This is a genomic window from Plantibacter flavus, from assembly GCF_002024505.1.
In the GTDB taxonomy this organism is placed as follows: Bacteria; Actinomycetota; Actinomycetes; order Actinomycetales; family Microbacteriaceae; genus Plantibacter; species Plantibacter flavus_A.
Map to the genome: position 1 here is coordinate 1,407,611 of NZ_CP019402.1, position 20,658 is coordinate 1,428,268.

At 70.4% G+C, this 20,658-nt stretch carries 18 protein-coding genes; 14 read left to right on the plus strand and 4 right to left on the minus strand.

Going from position 1 to position 20,658, the window contains the following annotated elements; translation table 11 throughout:
• Positions 1-2 precede the first annotated feature (2 nt).
• Positions 3-635, minus strand: coding sequence for a flavin reductase family protein (locus BWO91_RS06660; RefSeq protein WP_064296588.1), 633 nt, complete (start codon positions 633-635; stop codon positions 3-5).
• Between the two features lie 199 nt (positions 636-834).
• On the opposite strand from BWO91_RS06660, the gene BWO91_RS06665 reads away from it, so the two are divergent.
• Entirely contained in the window at positions 835-1,686 is an 852-nt protein-coding gene (locus BWO91_RS06665; protein ID WP_079001949.1) for a sulfurtransferase, read from the plus strand.
• A gap of 85 nt (positions 1,687-1,771) precedes the next feature.
• Here BWO91_RS06665 and hrpA read toward each other — a convergent pair whose 3' ends face one another.
• Entirely contained in the window at positions 1,772-5,647 is a 3,876-nt protein-coding gene (hrpA, locus tag BWO91_RS06670) for an ATP-dependent RNA helicase HrpA (RefSeq protein WP_079001951.1), read from the minus strand.
• 201 nt (positions 5,648-5,848) lie between these two features.
• On the opposite strand from hrpA, the gene BWO91_RS06675 reads away from it, so the two are divergent.
• From BWO91_RS06675 to BWO91_RS06725, 11 genes are all read left to right on the plus strand, one after another.
• Positions 5,849-6,511, plus strand: a complete 663-nt coding sequence (locus BWO91_RS06675; RefSeq protein WP_139205399.1) for a hypothetical protein — start codon at positions 5,849-5,851, stop codon at positions 6,509-6,511.
• 3 nt (positions 6,512-6,514) lie between these two features.
• A complete protein-coding gene (locus BWO91_RS06680; protein WP_071261138.1) occupies positions 6,515-6,826 on the plus strand; it encodes a transcriptional regulator in 312 nt (103 codons plus the stop codon).
• Positions 6,823-7,734, plus strand: coding sequence for an ABC transporter ATP-binding protein (locus BWO91_RS06685; protein ID WP_079001953.1), 912 nt, complete (start codon positions 6,823-6,825; stop codon positions 7,732-7,734). Before BWO91_RS06680 ends, BWO91_RS06685 begins: the two co-directional genes overlap by 4 nt.
• Positions 7,734-8,489, plus strand: coding sequence for an ABC transporter permease (locus tag BWO91_RS06690; RefSeq protein ID WP_079001954.1), 756 nt, complete (start codon positions 7,734-7,736; stop codon positions 8,487-8,489). Before BWO91_RS06685 ends, BWO91_RS06690 begins: the two co-directional genes overlap by 1 nt.
• A 200-nt stretch (positions 8,490-8,689) precedes the next feature.
• A complete protein-coding gene (locus BWO91_RS06695; protein WP_079001955.1) occupies positions 8,690-10,189 on the plus strand; it encodes an aromatic amino acid lyase in 1,500 nt (499 codons plus the stop codon).
• A 217-nt stretch (positions 10,190-10,406) separates the two neighbouring features.
• On the plus strand, positions 10,407-11,276 hold the full coding sequence (locus BWO91_RS06700; protein ID WP_079001957.1) for an ABC transporter ATP-binding protein: 870 nt from the start codon (positions 10,407-10,409) through the stop codon (positions 11,274-11,276).
• Complete coding sequence (locus tag BWO91_RS06705) at positions 11,273-11,983, plus strand: ABC transporter permease (RefSeq protein WP_064296511.1); 711 nt, start codon at positions 11,273-11,275, stop codon at positions 11,981-11,983. Before BWO91_RS06700 ends, BWO91_RS06705 begins: the two co-directional genes overlap by 4 nt.
• The gene (locus BWO91_RS06710; RefSeq protein ID WP_064296510.1) at positions 11,980-12,786 is read left to right on the plus strand and encodes an ABC transporter permease; all 807 of its coding nucleotides are present in this window, start codon (positions 11,980-11,982) and stop codon (positions 12,784-12,786) included. The genes BWO91_RS06705 and BWO91_RS06710 overlap by 4 nt, the downstream gene beginning before the upstream one ends.
• 89 nt (positions 12,787-12,875) lie before the next feature.
• Positions 12,876-13,811 carry an ABC transporter substrate-binding protein gene (locus BWO91_RS06715; RefSeq protein WP_064296509.1) on the plus strand — a complete coding sequence of 312 codons (936 nt, stop codon included), beginning with the start codon at positions 12,876-12,878 and terminating at the stop codon, positions 13,809-13,811.
• Positions 13,812-13,943: 132 nt separating this feature from the next.
• Positions 13,944-14,723 carry a DUF1684 domain-containing protein gene (locus tag BWO91_RS06720; RefSeq protein ID WP_079001959.1) on the plus strand — a complete coding sequence of 260 codons (780 nt, stop codon included), beginning with the start codon at positions 13,944-13,946 and terminating at the stop codon, positions 14,721-14,723.
• Between the two features lie 21 nt (positions 14,724-14,744).
• Positions 14,745-16,691, plus strand: coding sequence for a thioredoxin domain-containing protein (locus tag BWO91_RS06725; protein ID WP_079001961.1), 1,947 nt, complete (start codon positions 14,745-14,747; stop codon positions 16,689-16,691).
• A 34-nt stretch (positions 16,692-16,725) separates the two neighbouring features.
• On the opposite strand, the gene BWO91_RS06730 is transcribed toward BWO91_RS06725, so the two are convergent.
• Positions 16,726-17,187: a rhodanese-like domain-containing protein gene (locus tag BWO91_RS06730; RefSeq protein WP_153303409.1), complete on the minus strand. Its 462-nt coding sequence runs from the start codon at positions 17,185-17,187 to the stop codon at positions 16,726-16,728.
• A 72-nt stretch (positions 17,188-17,259) separates the two neighbouring features.
• Entirely contained in the window at positions 17,260-18,633 is a 1,374-nt protein-coding gene (locus BWO91_RS06735; RefSeq protein ID WP_071261125.1) for an L-serine ammonia-lyase, read from the minus strand.
• Between the two features lie 179 nt (positions 18,634-18,812).
• Here BWO91_RS06735 and BWO91_RS06740 point away from each other — a divergent pair, with 179 nt between their 5' ends.
• Entirely contained in the window at positions 18,813-19,826 is a 1,014-nt protein-coding gene (locus BWO91_RS06740; protein WP_079001964.1) for an ATP-binding cassette domain-containing protein, read from the plus strand.
• Complete coding sequence (locus tag BWO91_RS06745; protein ID WP_064296503.1) at positions 19,823-20,638, plus strand: ABC transporter permease; 816 nt, start codon at positions 19,823-19,825, stop codon at positions 20,636-20,638. Before BWO91_RS06740 ends, BWO91_RS06745 begins: the two co-directional genes overlap by 4 nt.
• Positions 20,639-20,658 lie beyond the last annotated feature (20 nt).

Sequence of the window (20,658 nt, forward strand, 5' to 3'; positions counted from 1 at the left end):
GCTCAGCCGTCGATCTGCGAGTTCGCGTCGAGGCGGTGCCAGGTGCGGTTGTGGTAGACGAGCGGCGCGCCATCGAAGCTCGGGGTGAAAGCCGGGACGGCGGGAGCGGGTGCCTCGGCGGCAGGCTCGGCCCGGACCGGCTCCTCGGCCGCTTGCGGCTGCGAAACGCTCGACTCCAGCGCGTGCACCGCGATGACCGTCGAGGTGCCCGCCTCCATGCGGTTGACGATGCGTCCGCGGATCCAGACGCCGTTGCCCGTGAAGTACGGCTCGCCCGTCGGCAGGCGGTCCCAGATGGAGGTGTCGGCGAAGCGATCGATTCCGCTCGTCGCGCAGAGCTTCGCGATGTGCAGCTGCTCGGAACCCAGGAGGTGGACCACGACGGTGTCGGATGCGGTGATGGTCGGCGCGCTCGAGGACAGCGACGACACGGAGAAGACGAGGAGCGGCGGTTCCGCACTGACGGAGAAGACCGAGGTGGCGGTCAGCCCCACCGGCCCGGAGCCGTCGTCGGCGGTGATGACCGAGACGCCGGCGGGGTGCTGACGGAACGCCGCCTTGAAGTCGTCGGGGGACAGGGAGGCGAAACCGGGGGCGACCTCGCCGCCGTCGACGGGGGACGGCAAGGCGGTCACGGAGGCGGCTGCCGGGTGGACTGAGCTCACGGGGGATCCTTCGAACGGCTGTGGACGACTGCTGCAACGCCGATTCGGTGGACGCTGCACAGGCTACGTTTCGCTCATCCGGCCGGAGCTGCAACTCTGTTACCCGGTGTGACGGTGACCGAGCGGTCGGGCGCAGGTCTCGTCGGCCTCGCGTGCGTACGCTGGACGCATGCCCATCCTCATCACCCCGGACGACCTCGCCGCCTTGATCGCCTCCGAGACGCCGGTGCGCGTCCTCGACGTGCGGTGGCGACTCGACGCACCGGACGGACGGCCCGCCTACCTCGAGGGACACCTGCCCGGCGCCGTGTACGTCGACCTCGACCACGAGCTGGCCGACCACGTGCCGCCCGGAGAAGCGGCCGTCCGAGGCCGCCACCCCCTGCCCGATCGCGAGGCGCTCCAGGCGTCCGCGCGATCGTGGGGCGTCGACGACGGTGACGTGGTCGTGGTCTACGACGACCTCAAGAGCCTGTCGGCGGCGCGCGCCTGGTGGGTGCTGCGGAACGCCGGCATCGCGGACGTCCGCATCCTCGACGGCGCGTTCCGGGCGTGGACGGATGCCGGACTACCCGTGGAGCGTGGCGAGGTCGTCCCAGAACCCGGGACCGTCACGCTGACGACGGGTGTCCTGCCGAGCATCGACATCGACACCGCAGCGACGTGGGCGGGCGAGGGGCGGGTCCTGCTGGACGCGCGCGCCGGCGAGCGGTACCGGGGTGACGTCGAACCGATCGATCCCCGGGCCGGTCACATCCCCGGAGCGCTCAACACACCGACGACCGCCAACGTCGGCGCCGACGGCCGGTTCCTCTCGCCTGAGACCCTCCGCGAGCAGTTCCTCGCCGCGGGCGTACCGGAGGATGCGACGGTCGCCACCTACTGCGGCAGTGGGGTGACCGCGGCGCACAACGCGGTCGCACTCACCCTGGCCGGCTTCGAACCGGCGCTGTACCCGGGGTCGTGGAGCGAGTGGGCGAACCACCCGGAGCGTCCGGTGGCGACAGGACCCGAGGCCTGAGCCGTCGACCCGGTCATCGAGCTTGTCGAGATCCGGCCTTCGACAGGCTCAGGGACCGGCGTCCATCGTCAGGGATCAGGGAGGGCTAGCCCGCGAGGACCTTCTGCAGGCGCTGCAACGACACCGATTCGGCCGTGCCCAGCTGCTGGGCGAACAGGCTGATCCGGAGCTCCTCGAGCATCCACCGGGCCTTCACGAGGTGCTCCGGAGCCTCGGCGGGCAGTGGGATCGTGCCGCCGGCGGCCTCGAACCGTGCCGACGCCGTCTGCGCCTCCGTCATCCACACCCGGTCGCGGTTCGGGTTGTCCGTCAGTCGCTCGGCGCGGTAACGGATGCCCGCGAGGTAGCGGGGCAGATGCTCGAGTCGTCCTGAGCCCGTCCGGGAGACGAAGCCCGGGAAGACCAGTCCGTCGAGCTGGCCCCGCATGTCGGTGAGGGCCGCGAGCAGCGTCATGCTCGTCGCCGCCTTCATGGCCTTCTCCGTGTCGCGCGCGGCTTGCAGGATGCGGGCGACGATGGCGACCGTCTGGAACATGCGGTCCATGACCGAGGCGGAGACGCGGTCGCGAAGCGTCTCGTACTGCAGCCGCGAGAACACCTGTCCGTCGGGCACCACGCGGAACAGGACATCGTCGATGCAGGCGGCGAGGCAGTCCTCGAACAACGCCGGCGTCGATCGGTACGGGCTCGTCGCGAGCGCCAGCTTCTCATTGGCCTTGAGGTGCTGCTGCACGTACGCCGTCGGGGACGGGATCGCGAGCAGGAGGAGGCGGCGCACGCCGGCGGGCATGGCGCGGGCCTGGTCGGCCTCCGTGCTCATGATCCGGATCGACACGCTCGTGCCGTCGTCGACGATCGCGGGGTAGCCGCGGATCACGCCGTCCTCTTGGCGGATGTCGATGAAGCGGGGGAGGTCGTCGAAGTCCCATCTGGTGAACCCGGAGCGCTCGATGGCGTTGGGCACTCTGGCGGCCGCGACCTTGGCGACGCTCGCACGGGTGCGCTGCTTGAGGCGCTGCTGCAGCTCGACGAGGTCCTTGCCGCTCGCGAGCGTGCGGCCGCGCTCGTCGATGACGCGGAAGGTCACGAGCAGGTGCTCGGGGACGCGTCCCATCTCGAAGTCCGAGGCGTTGATGTCCATGTAGGAGAGCCGCTTGATCGCGTTCGCGAGACGGGTGGCGAACGAGTCCTCGGCGGAGGGACTGCCGGGGGCGACCGCCGGGACGTCGGCGGGGAGCTCGGCGAGCAGCTTCGCCGCCCAGTCGGCCGCAGGCACGATGTTCCGACGCAGGGCCTTCGGGAGCGCTTTGATCATCGCGGTGATGAGGTCTCGACGGAGCCCGGGGACCTGCCAGTCGAAACCCGCGGGCGAGAGCCGGTCGAGCAGGGCGAGCGGGACGATGACCGTCACGCCGTCGTCGTCGCTTCCGGGCTCGAAGCGATAGCTGAGCTTCAACCGCTGGTCGGCCTGCACCCACTCGGCGGGGAAGCGGTCCTCGTCCACCGCCGGAGCGTCCTCGGGGAGGAGGTCCTCCTGGCGCATCGTGAGCAGCTCGGGCTGGTCGACGCGCGTCTTGCGCCACCAGGACTCGAAGCCCCGCGTCGTCGAGATCTCGGCGGGGACGCGGGCGTCGTAGAAGTCGAAGACGGCTTCGTCGTCGAAGAGGATGTCGCGGCGTCGCGTCCGCTCCTCGAGCTCACTCAGCTCCCTGCGTAGTCGTCGGTTCGCGCGGTGGAAGTCGAACAGCTTGTCGCGACCGATGTCGTGGGTCCACTCGCCGTCGACGAGCGCGTGCCGCAGGAACAGTTCACGGGCCTGCTCCTGGTCGATGCGACCGAACTGCACCCGGCGGCGCGGCACGATCGGCACGCCGAAGAGGGTCACCTTCTCGAACGCGACGGCGGAGCCCTGGTTCTTCTCCCAGTGCGGCTCGCTGTACGAGCGCTTGCAGAGGTCGCCGGCGATCTGTTCCGCCCACGCCGGGTCGATCGAGGCGTTGGTGCGGGCGAACAGCCGACTCGTCTCCACGAGTTCCGCGCTCATCACGGCGTTCGGCTGCTTCTTGGCGAGCGCGGACCCGGGGAAGAGGACGAAGCGCGTCTGGCGAGCGCCGATGTAGTCGCCCTTCTTCGCGGTCTTCGTCGCCGGGGGAGCGTTCCGGCCCTTCACGACCGGAGCGACGGTCTGGTCCTTCAGCCCGATGTGGGAGAGGAGCCCCGCGAGGAGCGACTTGTGGATGCCGTCGGGGTTCACCGCCGGCTCGTTGATCGTCAGCCCGAGGGGCTTCGCGAGCTGGCGCAGCTGGCGGTAGACGTCGTGCCACTCGCGGACGCGGAGGTAGTTGAGGAACTCGTTCTTGCAGAGCCGACGGAACGCGCTCGACGACAGCTCGTCCTGTTTCTCCTCGAGGTAGTTCCAGAGGTTCAGGAGGGCGAGGAAGTCGCTCGTCGGGTCGACGAACCGGCGGTGCAGTTCGTCGGCTTTCTGCCGGTGCTCGAGCGGTCGTTCGCGTGGGTCCTGGATGGTGAGCGCCGCGACGATCGCGAGCACCTCCCGCGACACCCCGTGCCGCTTCGACTCCACGACCATGCGCGCGAACCGCGGATCGATCGGCAGGCGGCTGAGGTCGCGCCCCACCCGCGTGAGGCGTGGACCGCCGCCGCGAGGTGACCCGTCGGCGAAGGTGCGCGTCTCGATCGCGCCGAGTTCGGACAGCAGGTCGACGCCGTCCTTGATACCGCGGGCGTCCGGCGGCTGGAGGAAGGGGAAGGCGGCGATGTCGCCGAGGCCGAGGGAGATCATCTGCAGGATCACCGCGGCGAGGTTCGTGCGGAGGATCTCCGGTTCGGTGAACTCCGGGCGCTTCGCGAAGTCGTCCTCCGAGTAGAGGCGGATGGCGATGCCGTCGCTCGTGCGGCCGGAGCGACCCGAACGCTGGTTCGCCGACGCCTGCGAGATCGCCTCGATGGGGAGCCGCTGCACCTTGGAGCGCACGCTGTAGCGCGAGATGCGGGCGGTTCCGGCGTCGATGACGTACTTGATGCCGGGCACCGTGAGGCTCGTCTCGGCCACGTTCGTCGCGAGGATGATGCGCCTGCGGAGGCCTGCCACGGTCGACGGCTGGAACACGCGGTGCTGGTCTGCGGAGGAGAGCCGGCCGTAGAGCGGGAGCACCTCGGTGCCGGGCAGGTTGCGGCCGCGGATGGCGTCGGCGGCGTCGCGGATCTCCGTCTCACCGGACAGGAAGACGAGGACGTCGCCCATCGACTCCCGCGCCAGCTCGTCGAGGGCCGCGTTGATGCCCTCGAGGTAGTCGCGGTCGGCGGTCTCGGACTCGGGGGCGTCCTGATCGTCGTCCGTGGGCTCGTCGGCCACGAGCGGCCGGTAGCGGATCTCGACCGGGTAGGTGCGGCCGGAGACCTCGACGATGGGCGCCCCGTCGAAGTGCTTCGAGAAGCTCTCCGGGTCGATCGTCGCGGACGTGATGATGACCTTGAGGTCGGGGCGCTGGGGGAGGAGCTGCTTGAGATAGCCGAGCAGGAAGTCGATGTTGAGACTGCGCTCGTGCGCCTCGTCGATGATGATCGTGTCGTACTTGCGCAGCATCCGGTCGCGGTGGATCTCGTTCAGCAGGATGCCGTCGGTCATCAGCTTGATCTTCGTCGCCTTCGACGCCTGATCGGTGAAGCGGACCTGGTAGCCGACGATGCCGCCGAGCTCCTGGCCGAGCTCTTCCGAGATGCGTTCGGCGATCGTGCGCGCGGCCAGTCGTCGGGGCTGCGTGTGCCCGATGGACTCGCGACCGAGCTCGAGGCAGATCTTCGGCAGCTGGGTGGTCTTGCCGGAACCCGTCGCTCCCGCGACGATGACGACCTGGTGCTCGCTGATGGCACGCGCGATGTCCGCGCGAGCGGCACTGACCGGCAGCTCGGGCGGGTAGGAGATTCGGAGGTCGGACATCAGCCCTCCATCGTATCGGGCTGGGCGGGTTGTGCTGCCGTTCCGGGCCTCCTGATCCCGCGAACCCTGAGCCGCCTTCCCCGGTCCCTGAGCCTGTCGAAGGGCAGTCGGGCTGCGGCGCCTCGGTGCGAAGCGGGGATATTCATGCGCGGTATCGCAAACAGGGTTGCCTTGCAGAGTGGTTTGCGTTACAAAGTAGGTATGACTTCACCGATGGAACCCACCGACGGCTCGGACGCGCTCGACCCGGCCGCCATGCTCGCTCTGCAGGAGCGACAGGCGAGCCGTGTCGACGACATCTTCACGAGGCCCACCATCGCGATCGTGTACGTCTGGGGTGTCGCGTGGACCGTCGGGTTCCTCGCCCTCTGGTCCGCGAGCGACGAGAACCCCTGGTTCACCACGCCGCCGGCGGTCGCCGGATGGCTCTTCGGGATCCTCATGGTGGGCGGCATCGTCTCGTCGTCGATCATCGGCTCCCGCGTGTCGCGTGGGATCCAGGGAGCACAGCAGGTGCAGGGGACGATGTACGGCATCGCCTGGGCGATCGGGTGCACGGCAGCGGCGGTGTTCGGCGGCGCACTGTTCGCTGCGGGGATGGCACCCGCACTCGCCGCCATCTTCTACCCGGCGATCTACAGCCTCGTGGTCGGTCTGCTCTACCTCGCAGGTGGAGCAGTCTGGCGCGACCGCCTCATGTACGGCATGGGCATCTGGATCATCGTGGTCGGCATGGCCGCGCCGTTCTTCGGCTCGCCGGGCAACGCGCTCATCATGGCCGTCGCCGGCGGAGGCGGGTTCCTCGTGTACGCGACCTTCCTCGAAGCGACCCGCCGCCGGCGTGCCCACCGATCGGCGGCGTGACCGATGGACGAACTCGACCCCCTCATCCACGCTCAGGCCCGCCTGCGCATCATGTCGACGCTCGCGGCGATCGATGCGCACAGCAGTATGTCGTTCCCCCGCCTGCAGGAGATGCTCGACATGACCGCCGGGAACCTCTCCACGCATCTGCGGAAGCTCGAGGACGGCGCCTACGTCCTCGTCACGAAGACCCACCGGGGACGCACCCCGGTCACCTACCTGGAACTCACCACGCTCGGGCGCCGCGCGTTCGAGGACTACATGACCGGGCTCCGAGCGATGCTCGGCGGCGCGTCGGGAACGGGGACATCATGACGATCACACCACTGGCCACCCTCGAGGGCGTGACACGACGTTACGGCGACGTGACCGCGCTGCACGACGTCGACCTCAGTGTCGAGCCGGGCTCGCTCGTCGGGCTCCTCGGGCCCAACGGCGCCGGCAAGTCCACCGTGCTCTCCCTGCTGCAGGGCACCCGACGTCCGACGACCGGCACGGTGACGCTCTTCGGCGGCGATCCCGCCCATGCGGTCAACCGCACCAGGCTCGGATCGACCCCGCAGGAGACGGCACTGCCGCCCACGCTCCGGGTGGGAGAGGTCGTCGACTTCGTCGGACGCCACTTCGCGGACCGCGTGCCGACGGCCGCCCTGGCGGAGCAGTTCGGTCTCGGTGACCTCCTCCGACGCCAGACGGGCTCGCTCTCGGGCGGCCAGCAGCGCCGCCTCGCGGTCGCGCTCGCGTTCGTCGGCAGACCGCGTCTCGTGCTCCTCGACGAGCCGACGACGGGCCTCGACGTCGACGCCCGCCGAACCCTCTGGGACGCGATCCGCCGGCAACACGAGCTCGGGGCGACCATCGTCCTCACCAGTCACTACCTCGAGGAGATCGAAGCGCTCGCCGAGCGCGTCGTGGTCCTGGGTGGCGGACGGGTCATCACCGACGCCCCACTGCGCGACGTCCTCGGGCTCGTCGGTATCCACCGGGTGCGGCTCCGGACCACCGACCCCGGAGCGGTGGAGCGGCTCACCGGGGTCGTCCAGGCGAGTCGTGACGGTGACGCCGTCGAACTGGACGTCCGTGACGCCGACGCGTTCGTGCGCGAGCTCGTCCGGTCCGAGGCCCCGTTCACCGATCTCGCCGTGCGCGGAGCGACCCTCGAGGAGGCGTTCCTGACCCTCACCGCGGATGCCCGGGCGGACGTCGAACGGAGCGCCGCCTGATGGCCACCACCGTCCAGCTCACCGCCCTGCACGCGCGGTACTCCCTGCTCGAGACCGTGCGCGTCCCGATCGCGCTGATCGGCTCGCTCGTCTTCCCGGCGCTCTCGCTACTGTTCTTCGTCGTCCCGCAGGCGCAGGTCGCCGGCGATCCCGTCATCGCGACCCAGGCGGTCATCTCCCTCATCGTGTTCGCCGTGCTCGCCAACTCCCTGTTCGGCTTCGGCCTGACCATCGCCCAGGCGAGGGAACAGGCGTGGGATCCGTACCTCCGCACGCTTCCGGTGACGAGCGTCGCCCGTGTTCTCTCGCACCTGTGCTCGGTCGGCCTCCTCGGGTTCGCGGCCGTCATACCGGTCGTCGTGCTCGGCGCGTTCCTGACCGCAGCCACCACGACTCCGATGGGACTGCTCGGCGGCATCGTGGCGCTCCTGGTGGGTGCCCTGCCGTTCATGCTCCTCGGCACCGCGATCGGGTACGCCCTCCCGAGCAAGGCCGCGATCGCCGTGGTGCAGGTGGTCATGTTCTCCCTGGCCTTCGCCGGCGGACTGTTCATCCCACCGTTCCTCTTCGCCCCGTGGCTCGACCGGCTGTCCATGTTCCTCCCGAGCCGTCAGACCCGGGAGCTCGTCGTCTGGGCGGTCCAGGGTGGCGAGTTGCCGTGGTGGTCGTGGGTCGGCGTCCTGGCGTGGACGCTCGTCCTGACCGTCGTCGTCCTCGCCCTCTACCGCCGCGACGAGGGCCGCCGCTACCGCTGAGGTCGACGGACACCTCGCCGAACACCGGCCGTTCCCGCGTGCCGTCATACGTCGACACACACCGTGCACCGGCCGCGAGGCGCTCGTACGCTGACGTCCATCCCGGCCGGTCCACGGCCCCTCGACGAGCGGATGGAGCGACCCGTGTCCAGCAGCGCAGACCAGACGAACGCCGCCGACCGATCGACGGGCGCGCACTGATGGGAGCGCCCGTCGTGTTCGGCACCGGCCCGATCTCGGTCGACGACCTCGTGGCCGTGTCCCGTGACGACGCCATCGTCGTCCTCGACACCCCGGCGCTCGACCGCATCGGCGCCGGCCGGGCCATCATCGACCGGCAGACGACGCCGGTCGGAGTCGGCGCTCAGGGTTCTCGGCCCCATGGTCCACGGATCCCTGGGACCGCCGGGGGACGAGCGGCTCCGCGCACCGCGACGCTCGACGTCTCGGCAGTGGAGGAGCGCGTCGTCCATGACCGCCGTGGCGGCATCGGACTGCCGCTCTCGGTGGACCGTGCTCGGGCGGTGGTCGCCGCCCGGCTCGCCGGCTGGACCCGTGGGGCATCCGGGATCCGCCTCGAGACCGCCGTGTTCGTCGCGGAACTCCTCAACCGTGGGGTGACCCCGGTGATCCCGTCCATCGGCTCCCTCGGCGACGGCGACGAGACCCACCTGGCATCCGTCGCGACGCTCGTGATCGGACAGGGGGAGGCGGTCCTCGCGGGCGAACGGCTCCCCGCGCAGGTCGCCCTGTCACGGGTCGGGCTCGCGCCGCTCGACCTCGCTGTGCACGAGGGGCTGGCGTTCGTCCACCACAACGCCTACTCCCTCGGCGTCGGCGCGCTCGCCCTCCACCGGCTCGGCGCGCTCAGTCGACTCGCGGACACCACGAGCGCACTCTCGTCCCGGGCGGCTGCGCGGCCCGGGCGCGGCGGGCGAGGACCGGCGTTCGACGCGACGGTCCTCGCGGGCACCCCGTCGGCCGGCACCCGGGCGAGTGGCGAGCGGATCTCCGAGTTGTTGGCGACGCCGGTCGGCCCGGAGGGTGCGCGCGGCGGAGGGGAACGAGACGGACTGCGGCTCCGGGCGACCCCACAGATCAACGGTGCCCTCGCCGACGAGGTCACCGCGGCCGTCCAGCTCGTGGAAGCGACGCTCGGAACGGCCTCGGAGGATCCACTCGTCGACCAGGCGTCGGGTGTCCTGCGGACCGGCGGGTTGCTCCACGGCGCGCGGCTCGCCCGCGCCTTCGACGGGCTGCGCGCGGCCATCGCGCACACCGCCGCTGCGGCCGAGCGACGGCTCAGACGCATCGGCGGAGGCGGGGCCGACCACCGGGGGACCGGGCACGGGCTCGCACCGGGTCGGCTCGGTCAGTCGGCCGCGGACCTCGTCGCCGAACTGCGCGTGCTCGCGACCCCGGTCGTCACCGCCGGCGTGCCGGATGAGGCCTCGGACGACCCGGCCTCCTTCGCCGGGACCTCGCTGCGACTGCTGGAACGCTCGACCGCCCTCTTCGCGGACGTGCTGGCGGTCGAGGCGATCGTCGCGGCGGACGCGCTCGGCCCGGGCGAGCACGACGAGTGGGCGGTCGGGTTCTCCGTCGCCCATGCCGGCCTCCGGTCGGCGATCAAGCAGGAGCTGCACGGTCAGCAGCTCGTCACGGCGGCCCTCGCCGCGTTGGGCGTCGACCGATCCTGAGCGACGGCGGCCGGCGGGTGACGGTGCGCGGGCGCACCCACGTCGTCGCATGCCATGTATTTCGACACGTGTCGAGGGGGTGGGCGATGTCGGTGCCCTCCGGTAGGTTCGGACCACCGACCGAGAGACGTTCAGCGAGCCACCGACCGCGGCGGCGACGACCCTTGGAAGACGACCTGTCACGAACAGCCGTGCAGAGAAGAGGCATCGGTCCAGCATGATCTCCTTCGAACACGTCTCCAAGCGCTTCGACGACGGCACCCTCGCGGTCGACGACTTCTCCCTCACGATCCCGTCGCGTTCCACCACGGTCTTCGTCGGGTCCTCAGGCTGTGGCAAGACCACGCTCCTGCGGATGATCAACCGCATGGTCGATCCGAGCGGGGGACGCATCGTCATCGACGACGAGGTCGTCTCCGCCGTCGACCCCGTCCGTCTCCGTCGCCGCATCGGCTACGTCATGCAGAACTCCGGTCTCCTCCCGCACCGCACCGTGATCGACAACGTGGCGACGGTGCCCATGCTCACCGGCGTCAACAAGAAGCAGGCCCGGGCGGACGCCCTCACCCTCCTCGACACCGTCGGACTCGATCGCGCGCTCGCCGACCGGTACCCGAGTCAGTTGTCCGGTGGCCAGCAGCAGCGCGTCGGCGTCGCACGAGGCCTTGCGATCGACCCGAACATCCTGCTGATGGACGAGCCGTTCGGTGCCGTCGACCCGCTCGTGCGTGCCGAGCTCCAGCGGGAGCTGCTCCGACTGCAGCGCGACATCGCGAAGACGATCGTGTTCGTCACCCACGACATCGACGAGGCCTTCCTCCTCGGCGACCAGGTCGTCATCCTGCAGAAGGGCGGCCACATCGCCCAGGTCGGCACGCCGGCCGAGATCGTCGCCAACCCGGCCGACGACTTCGTCGCCCAGTTCATCGGCGCCGATCGCGGCCAGCGGACCCTACACGTCGAGCGCGTCGACGGACGCGACGTCGTCGTCGACGAGTCGGGCCGCCCCGCCGGTGTCCTCGGAGCCGGGCCCGGCGCAGGCGACCGCACCGGCCTGGACGTCCGGAAGGACGGCGCATCCACATGAGCTGGGTCATCGCGAACTGGGACATGATCTGGGACCTCACCCTCACCCATGTCCAGCTGAGCCTGCCCCCGATCATCCTGGGCTTCCTCATCTCCCTACCCCTCGGCTGGCTCGCACACCGGTACCGGTGGTCGCGAGGCGTGCTGCTCACGCTGAGCGGCATCCTCTACGCGATCCCGTCCCTGCCGCTCTTCGTCCTCATGCCGTCCCTCATCGGCACGAAGATCCTCGATCCGGCGAACGTCGTGATCGCGCTCACCATCTACGCCGTGGCCCTGCTCGTCCGCACGGTCGCCGACGCGCTCGACGCCGTCGACGCCGGGGTCCGGCAGTCGGCCCAGGCCGTGGGGTTCTCCACCGGCCAGCGGTTCTGGCGGGTGGAGTTCCCACTGGCGGGTCCGCTCATGCTCGCCGGCGTCCGCGTGGTCTCCGCGAGCACCATCAGCCTGCTGAGCGTCGGCGCCCTCATCGGCGTGACGAACCTCGGCTACCTCTTCACCGACGGCTACAACCGGCAGTTCCCGATCGAGATCCTGACCGGCATCGTCGGGACGGTCGTGATCGCGATCGTGTTCGACGTCCTGCTGGTGCTTCTCGGCCGAATCCTCATGCCGTGGACGCGGATCAGCTCGAAGGGTGCGATCCGTCGTCGTCGCGCGGCCACCGAAGCCCGTGAGCTGGCGACCGCCGGGGGAGGAGCCGCATGATCAACTTCCTCGCCGCCTTCGCCTGGATCCTCGACCCCGCGCACTGGGAGGGCCCGGGCGGCATCCCCGTGCGGGTGCTCCAGCACCTGGCCGTGACCGGCCTCACCGTCCTCATCGCCTGCGTCATCGCGATCCCGCTCGGGCTCCTCATCGGGCACACCGGGAAGGGACGAGAGGTCGCGGTCGCGATCACCGGCGCGCTCCGGGCGCTGCCCACGCTCGGTCTGCTCTCGCTCCTCGCCCTCATCACCCTCGGGTGGGGCTTCTCCAGCACGAGTCTCGTCCCCGCGATCACGGCCCTCGTCGTGCTCGCCGTCCCGCCGGTCCTGGCCGGTGCGTACGGAGGGGTCGAGGCGATCGACCGCCAGACCATCGACGCCGCGCGTGCCGTCGGGATGAACGAGTGGCAGATCCTCGGCAAGGTGGAGATCCCGCTCGCGCTCCCGCTCATGATCGGTGGCGTGCGCTCGGCCGTCCTGCAGACGATCGCGACCGCGACCGTCGTCGCGTTCCTCACCAACGGCCCCGGTCTCGGTCGCTACATCCTCGACGGTCTGCCCGTACGGGACTACGCGCAGATGCTCGCCGGCTCGATCATCATCATCGTGCTCGCCCTCCTCCTCGAGGGCGTCTTCTCCCTGCTGCAGCGTGCCGTCGTGCCGCGCGGCGTCCAGGCGACCCACACACGGGTCGACGAGACCCGGGGTCACGCCACGAGCGGTGGCGACCGGTCCACCGCTCCAGACCCCGTCGTCGCAGAAGCGGAGGCGAACATGCAGACCGCGGCATACCGCAACGACTGAAGCGACCCACCACCCCGGGTGACAGCACCGCCCGGCTCCCAGACCCACAACGGCACCACCGTTCTCGCCCATCACAGATAGGAAACACCATGTTCACAGTTCGACAGGGTCGACGCCTCGCCGTCGGCATCGCCGCGACCGCGGTCGCGGCACTCGCACTCAGCGCCTGCTCCGCAGGCGACCCGACCGCCGGGGAGACCGCGGCATCCGACACGATCACGGTCGGCTCCGCCGGATTCCCCGAGTCGGAGATCATCGCGCAGATCTACATCCAGGCGCTCGAGGCCAACGACATCAAGACGGCCGAGTCCCTGAACATCGGCGCTCGCGACGTCTACATCGCAGCGCTCGAAGACGGCTCGATCGACCTCGTCCCCGACTACAGCGGCAACCTGCTGCAGTTCTTCGACGACTCCGCCACGGCCACCTCGAGCGACGAGGTCTACTCCGCCCTGCAGGAGGCCACGCCCAAGGGCTACGAGGTCCTCGACCAGTCCAAGGCGGAGGACAAGGACTCCTACAACGTCACGAAGGAGTTCAGCGAGGCGAACAACGTCACGAGCCTCGCCGACCTCGCGGCCCTCACCATCCCGCTCGCCATCGGCGGCGCACCCGAGTTGGCTGAGCGCCCGTACGGCCCGAAGGGCCTGACGGAGGTGTACGGCGTCCCCGCCGACAAGCTCACCTTCGTCCCGATCAGCGACGGCGGCGGCGCCCAGACCACCGCGGCCCTGCTCGACGGTACGGTCCAGCTCGCCGACATCTACACCACGACCCCGTCGATCACCGAGAACGACTTCGTCACGCTCGAGGACCCGGAGAACCTGATCCTCCCGCAGAACGTCCTGCCGCTGATCAACTCGGCCAAGGCCAGCGACAAGGTCAAGGAGGTCTTGAACGCCGTGTCGGCGGAGCTGACCACAGAAGACCTCATCGAGCTCAACGCCCGCAACCAGGGCGACGAGAAGGCAGCTCCGAAGACCCTCGCGGCCGACTGGCTGAAGGACAAGAAGCTCTTCGACTGAGCAGCAGCCACACGTCGATGGCGTCGTCCGGTTCTCCGGGCGGCGCCATCGCGCTGTTCGCGGGGAGCGCATCCGGCTGCAGCCGGATGTCCAGGGGGTTTCCGACACCTGAGGAGTTGGTAGCGTCTGGGTATGAGTTCCGAGACCCCCGCAGAGTTCATCGCGTCCTGGACCGCCTGGCACACCGCTCGCGAGCGTTCCGTCCGAGCACCCCACGGTATCGCCGCCCTCCGGTTCACCCACTGGCTGACCGAGGAGGCGACCGCCCTCGAGGGCGCGCCGGGCACCTGGCGTGCGGACGCGACCGGCATCGTCGGTGAGCGGCTCACGGGGACCGGACTGACCACGCCGAGTGGCGCCCAGATCATGACCGACCGCGTCGAGCTGGTCCACGGCGACGAACTGCACTTCGGCGACGCGCTGCTCCGAGGCATGGAGCGGGACGGCGTCTACGCCCTCCGCGTGCTCGATCCGGAGGCGCCGACGCGGACCTCGCTCGACGGCATCAGCGCCTTCGCCCCCGACGTCGCCTGGATCCGGCCGGCGCGGTTCGTGCCGTCCCCGGACGTCACGGTCGAGACCGAGTCGATCGACGGCCACGTCACGACCGAGACACCGGTCGGCCGGGTCGAGTTCGAGCTCGGTGATGAAGCGGTGACGCTGACGGTCACCGGCGGCCCGAACGGACTCTGGGCGGTGTTCTCCGACGGCACGAGTGGCGACGAGAGCTACCGGTTCCGTTTCATCAGCATGCCGGCCCCGACCTCGGACGGCCACGTCCTCGTCGACTTCAACCGCGCGTACCTGCCGCCGTGCGCGTTCAGCGACCACTACGTGTGCCCGCTGCCGGCGCCGAACAACCGGCTCCGTACGCGGATCACGGCGGGCGAGCGACTGCCGCTCGGCCAGTAGGTCCCGGGCCACGGACCCCGCATGACCAACCGGCTCGCCGAGGCGATGAGCCCGTACCTCCGATCGCACGCCGAGCAGCCGGTCGACTGGTACCCGTGGGGGCCTGAGGCCTTCGCCGAAGCGGCCCGCCGCGACGTCCCCCTGCTCGTGTCGATCGGCTACTCGACGTGTCACTGGTGTCACGTCATGGCACGCGAGTCGTTCTCGGACGAGCACATCGCCGAGCTCCTCCGACGCGACTTCGTGGCGGTGAAGGTCGACCGCGAGGAGCACCCCGACGTCGACGCCAGTTATCTCGCCGCCGCCGGCGCGTTCACCCGTGACCTCGGTTGGCCGCTGAACGTGTTCGTGACGCCGCGCGGACACGTCTTCCACGCGGGGACCTACTCGCCACCGGTGCCGCTCCGAGGGCATCCCTCGTTCCCGCAGGTGCTCGAGGCGGTTCGCGTCGCGTGGACCGAGCGACGGGAGCAGGTCGTCGCGAGCGCCGACGGACTCGCGCGGGCGATCGCCGAGACGATGTCGTCCACGGATGACGCGCCGCTGCCGGAGACCGGCGAGCTCGATGCGGCGGTCGAGGCGGTCGAGGCGCTCGAGGACCGGGAGCTCGGCGGCTTCGGCACGGCTCCGAAGTTCCCGATGGCCCCGCTGTTCGACTTCCTGCTCACGCCGCGCGAGGGGGACGCCGCTCGCCGCGGTGTCGACCTCGCGCAACGGACCCTCAGGACGATGGGGGCATCGGCGCTCCGTGACCCGGTCGAAGGCGGGTTCTTCCGGTACGCGGTCAACCGGGACTGGAGCGAGCCGCACTACGAACGCATGCTGACGGACAATGCGCTCCTCCTCACCGCCTACACGCGGGCCTGGGCCGAGCGCCCGAGCTCGTGGGCGGCCGGTGTCGCCGCCGGGATCGCCGAGTTCCTCATCGGCACGCTGCAGCAGCCGAGCGGCGGCTTCGGGTCGGCGCAGGACTCCGAGAGCATCGTCGACGGCGTCGGATCGGAGGGTGGCTACTACCGACGTGATGCGGACGGCCGGGCGACGCTGACCCCGCCGGCCGTGGACCGCAAGGTGCTCACCGGCTGGAACGGGCTCGCGATCGGCGCGCTGGCGGAGGCCTCGACGGTCTTCGACCGTCCCGAGTGGCTCGAATCGGCGAGGTGGGCGGCGGACGCGGTGGTCGAGAACCACCTCGGCTCGGATGGCACGCTCGCCCGGGCCTCGCTCGATGAACGGCGGTCGGATGCGTCGGCGACCCTCGAGGACTACGGGATGCTCGCGGAGGGGCTCCTGCGCCTCGGCCTCGCGACGGGCGAGGTCCGCTACGCGGAGGTCGCCCGCGACCTCGTCGACCGGTGCTTGTCAGACGAGACCGTGACCGACGAGACCCTGCCCGACGACACCGTGACCGACGCCCCCTCCGCCACGGTGGCCGGCTTCATCCTGCCTGGTGGTGGCGACCCGGTGCTGTCGGCCCAGGGCATGCGGATCGACGGCGACCCGTCGGAGGGCGCGTATCCCTCGGGCATCTCGTCGCTCGGACGCGCGTCGCTGCTGCTGTTCCAGCTGACGGCTGACGGCCGGTTCCGGGACGCCGCCGAGGGCGCGGTCCGGTTCGCCGCGTCGGCTGCGCTGTCGGCACCGACCGCGTTCGGCGCGAGTCTGGCCCTGGCGGCATCGCTCGCCGGTCCGGCGTCGCAACTCATCGTCGTCGGGCCGGATCGGGTGGACCCGGACGAGGACGAGGATCGCGCGACGGCGGATCGGGCGATGCGCGACGCGGTCAGGACGCGCCGGGACGACGTCGTGGCGGTGGTCTCCGAGCGGCAGGCGGCGGCTTGGGCGGCGAGCGGGTTCGACGTCTTCGCCGAACGGACGAGTCGCGACGGCCGGTTGACCGCCTACCAGTGCCGGGACTTCGTCTGCCGTCTCCCCGTGACGGATGCGGCGCAGCTCGACGCCCGCTGATCCAGCGCACCCGTCGACCCGACACGCGGATGGGTCAGGCTCCGAACGAGCCGTCCGGACGGCCGAACCGCAGCTCGCGTGCTTCGGAGCGCCAGCGCCCGAGTCCACCGTCGAGGAGCGCGACGCGCTCGTACCCGGCTCCGGTCAGCGCCGCCCGCAGGCGCTCGGCGGAGCGCCCGTCCATCTGGTCGTACAGGACGAGCGTGTGCTGCTCCGTGACGCCGATGGCGGCCGCACCGCGTCGGACCTCGTCCGCTGAGGACGCTCCGAGCCCCCGGCCTGTATCCAGCAGCTCGACGAACACGGCGCCGGGTACGTGCCCGTCGAAGAGGTACAGGTCGTAGCCGCTCACCAGTCGCACCGGGCCGCCGTCCAGCGCAGGCAGCTCGACGACACTCGCATCGAGGACGATGAGGCTCTCGCTGCCGAGATGGTCCGCGAGCCACTGGGTGGAGACGAGCGGGTCCACCAGGAACGGCGCGTGCGTGGAGGTCATGCGCCCACCGTAGGAGGCCGCGGCCCGGATGACCACGGTGGTCGGCAACACGCGGTCACACGACGCCGGCGTTCAGCACTCGATGACGTTGACCGCGAGACCGCCCTCGCTCGTCTCCTTGTACTTCGTCGACATGTCGACGCCGGTCTGGCGCATGGTCTCGATCACGGTGTCGAGCGACACCAGGTGTGTCCCGTCGCCGTGCAGCGACAGGCGTGCGGCGCTGACGGCCGTCGAGGACGCGATCGCGTTGCGTTCGATGCACGGGACCTGGACGAGCCCGCCCACCGGGTCGCACGTGAGGCCGAGGTGGTGCTCCATCGCGATCTCCGCGGCGTTCTCGACCTGACGTGGTGTGCCGCCGAGGACGGCGCACAGGGCACCGGCGGCCATGGCGCAGGCCGAGCCGACCTCGGCCTGGCAGCCGCCCTCGGCCCCGGAGATGGACGCGTTCGCCTTGAAGAGCGAGCCGATGGCGGTCGCCGTGAGCAGGTAGCGACGGATACCGTCGAGCGAGGCGCCCGGCACGAACCGCAGGTAGTAGCTTCCGACGGCCGGGATGATCCCCGCGGCCCCGTTCGTGGGTGCGGTCACGACCCGCCCGCCGGAGGCGTTCTGCTCGTTGACCGCCAGGGCGAACGCGTGCAGCCACTCCGTGGGGAGCTCACGCCCGCTCTCGGCCTCGGCCACGTCGAGGCGCTCACGGACGGCACGTGCCCGGCGCTTGACGCCGAGACCGCCCGGGAGGGTGCCGGTGTCGGCGAGCCCGGCGGTCACGCACTCGTGCATGGCCGTCCAGATGGCGTCGAGGCCGGCGTCGACCTCGACGGCTGGCCGCAGGGCTTCCTCGTTGCGTCTCGCGATCGCGTCGATCGGGAGTCCCGTCTCGTCGCAGAGCCCGATGAGCGCTTCAGCGGTCCGGAACGGCATCGGCACGGGTGTCGACGGCAGCACCGTGCTCGGGTCGTCGCCGTCACGACGGATGAAGCCGCCGCCGACGGAGTAGTACGTCTCGGAGCGCACCGGGAGGTCGCTCCGCTGGTCCCAGGCGTGGAGGGTCATGGCGTTCGGATGGCCTGGCAGCCTCGTCCTGGGCACGAACGAGACGTCGTCCTTCGAGAACGCGATGGCCCGCGTCCCGGCGAGCGTGAGCGGAGCGCCGTCGGGGTGATCGCTCCAGGCCCGTCGGACCTCGGCGGGATCGCACCCTTCGGGGGTGAGCCCCTGGAGTCCCGCGACGACGGCGTCGGGGGTGCCGTGGCCGATGCCGGTCGCGCCGAGCGATCCGTACAACGAGCACGTGACGCGGTCGACCCGGTCGAGCAGGCCGTCGTCCGCGAGCCCGGTGGCGAAGGCCAGGGCCGCCCGCATCGGTCCGACCGTGTGCGAGCTGGACGGCCCGATCCCGATGGAGAAGAGGTCGAACGCGGACACGTATGCGGTCACTGGACGACCCCCTTCGGTGCGACTGGCTCCTCTCACTCTAAGCGTCTTCAGCGCCGGGTGCGGTGTCAGCGGGTGTCAGCGGGTGTCAGCTGTGGGTGAGCGCTCCGTGAGTGCCCCAGCCCACACTGTTGTCCGGGTCGCCCACCGGCGGTCCACACCTGATTTCGAAAGGCATCCGCATGAGCATCAGCTCCGACTGGGCGATCGAAGCCCACGGCCTCGTGAAGACCTTCGGCGACAACCGGGCGGTCGACGGTGTCGACCTCTCGGTCCGCACCGGCACCGTCTACGGCGTCCTCGGCCCGAACGGCGCCGGCAAGACCACCACCATCAGCATGCTGGCGACGCTCCTGCGTCCTGACGCCGGCACCGCCACCGTCTTCGGTCACGACATCCAGCGGGAGTCGCAGGTCGTGCGTCAACTCATCGGCGTGACCGCGCAGTTCGCGTCGGTCGACGAGAACCTCTCGGCCACCGAGAACCTCGTCATCTTCTCGCGACTGCTCGGACTCGGCCGCGCGGAGGCGAAGCGCAAGAGCGCGGAACTCCTCGAGGAGTTCGGCCTGAGCGACGCGGCGTCGCGACCCTTGAAGAAGTTCTCCGGCGGCATGCGTCGTCGTCTCGACCTCGCGGCGAGCCTCATCGCCCAGCCGCCCCTCATCTTCCTCGACGAGCCGACCACGGGCCTCGACCCGCGGACCCGCGCGCAGATGTGGGACACGATCCGCCGCCTGGTCGCGACGGGCTCGACCGTCCTCCTGACCACCCAGTACCTCGACGAGGCGGATCAGCTCGCCGACCGGATCGCCGTCATCGACCGCGGTCTCGTCGTCGCCGAGGGCACCTCCGACGAGCTGAAGGCCTCCGTCGGCGAGTCGTCGCTGCAGCTGCGGCTCGCGGACCCCGCCGACCTGGAGGATGCACGACGGGTCATCTCGAGCGTCCTCGGCGTGGACACCGTCGTGTCGCCGGAGGCCACCCGCATCACGGCCCCGATGCGCGACCCCGACGCCGTGACCGACCTGTTCATCACGCTCCGGGAAGCCGGGATCCGGCTCGCGGAGATGAGCGTCCAGAAGCCGACGCTCGACGAGGTCTTCCTCACCCTCACCGGGCACGGCGTCGAGGCGGACGACGCCGACGCCGTGTCCGACACCGATTCCCTCGACACCGCAGAGCAGGTCCACGCATGAGCACGATCACCATCACCCCGGCCGCAGACCGGTCCCTCCGGAACCACGTCAGCCTCTCGCAGACGGTCCGCAACTCCTTCACCATGGCGTACCGCGGACTGCTCAAGATCAAGCGCACGCCCGAGCAGCTGATCGACGTGACGGTCCAGCCGATCATCTTCACGCTGATGTTCACGTACATCTTCGGCGGCGCGATCGCCGGCGACGTCGCGAGCTATCTGCCGATCATCATCCCGGGCATCCTGGTCCAGACCGTCATCACGACCTCGGTCGTGACCGGCATCCAGCTCCGCGAGGACATGGACAAGGGCGTGTTCGACCGCTTCAAGTCGATGCCCATCGCCCGCATCGCACCGCTGGCCGGTGCCCTCCTCGCCGACACGGTGCGCTACACGATCGCCACGACGCTCACCTTCGCGATGGGCTTCGTCATGGGGTACCGACCGGAGGGCGGCATCGGCTTCGTGGCCCTCGCCGGCCTTCTCGTGATCGTCTGCGCCTGGGCCATCAGCTGGATCTTCGCGTTCTTCGGGGTCATCGCCCGGAGCGCGAGCAGCGTGCAGGGCATCTCCTTCCTCGTCCTGTTCCCGCTGACGTTCCTCTCGAACGCCTTCGTGAACCCGGAGACGATGCCGAGCTTCCTCCAGGGCTTCGTGGACGTGAACCCCGTCTCGCACCTCGTGACCGCGGTCCGCGACCTCGCGAACACGGGTGTCTTCGGCGGTGACGCCTGGCTGGCGCTCCTCGGCGCCGCCGTCATCGTGGCGGTCTTCGCACCGCTCACCGTGCGGGCGTACATGCGGCGCGCCTGACGACGAGACGACCGCAGCGA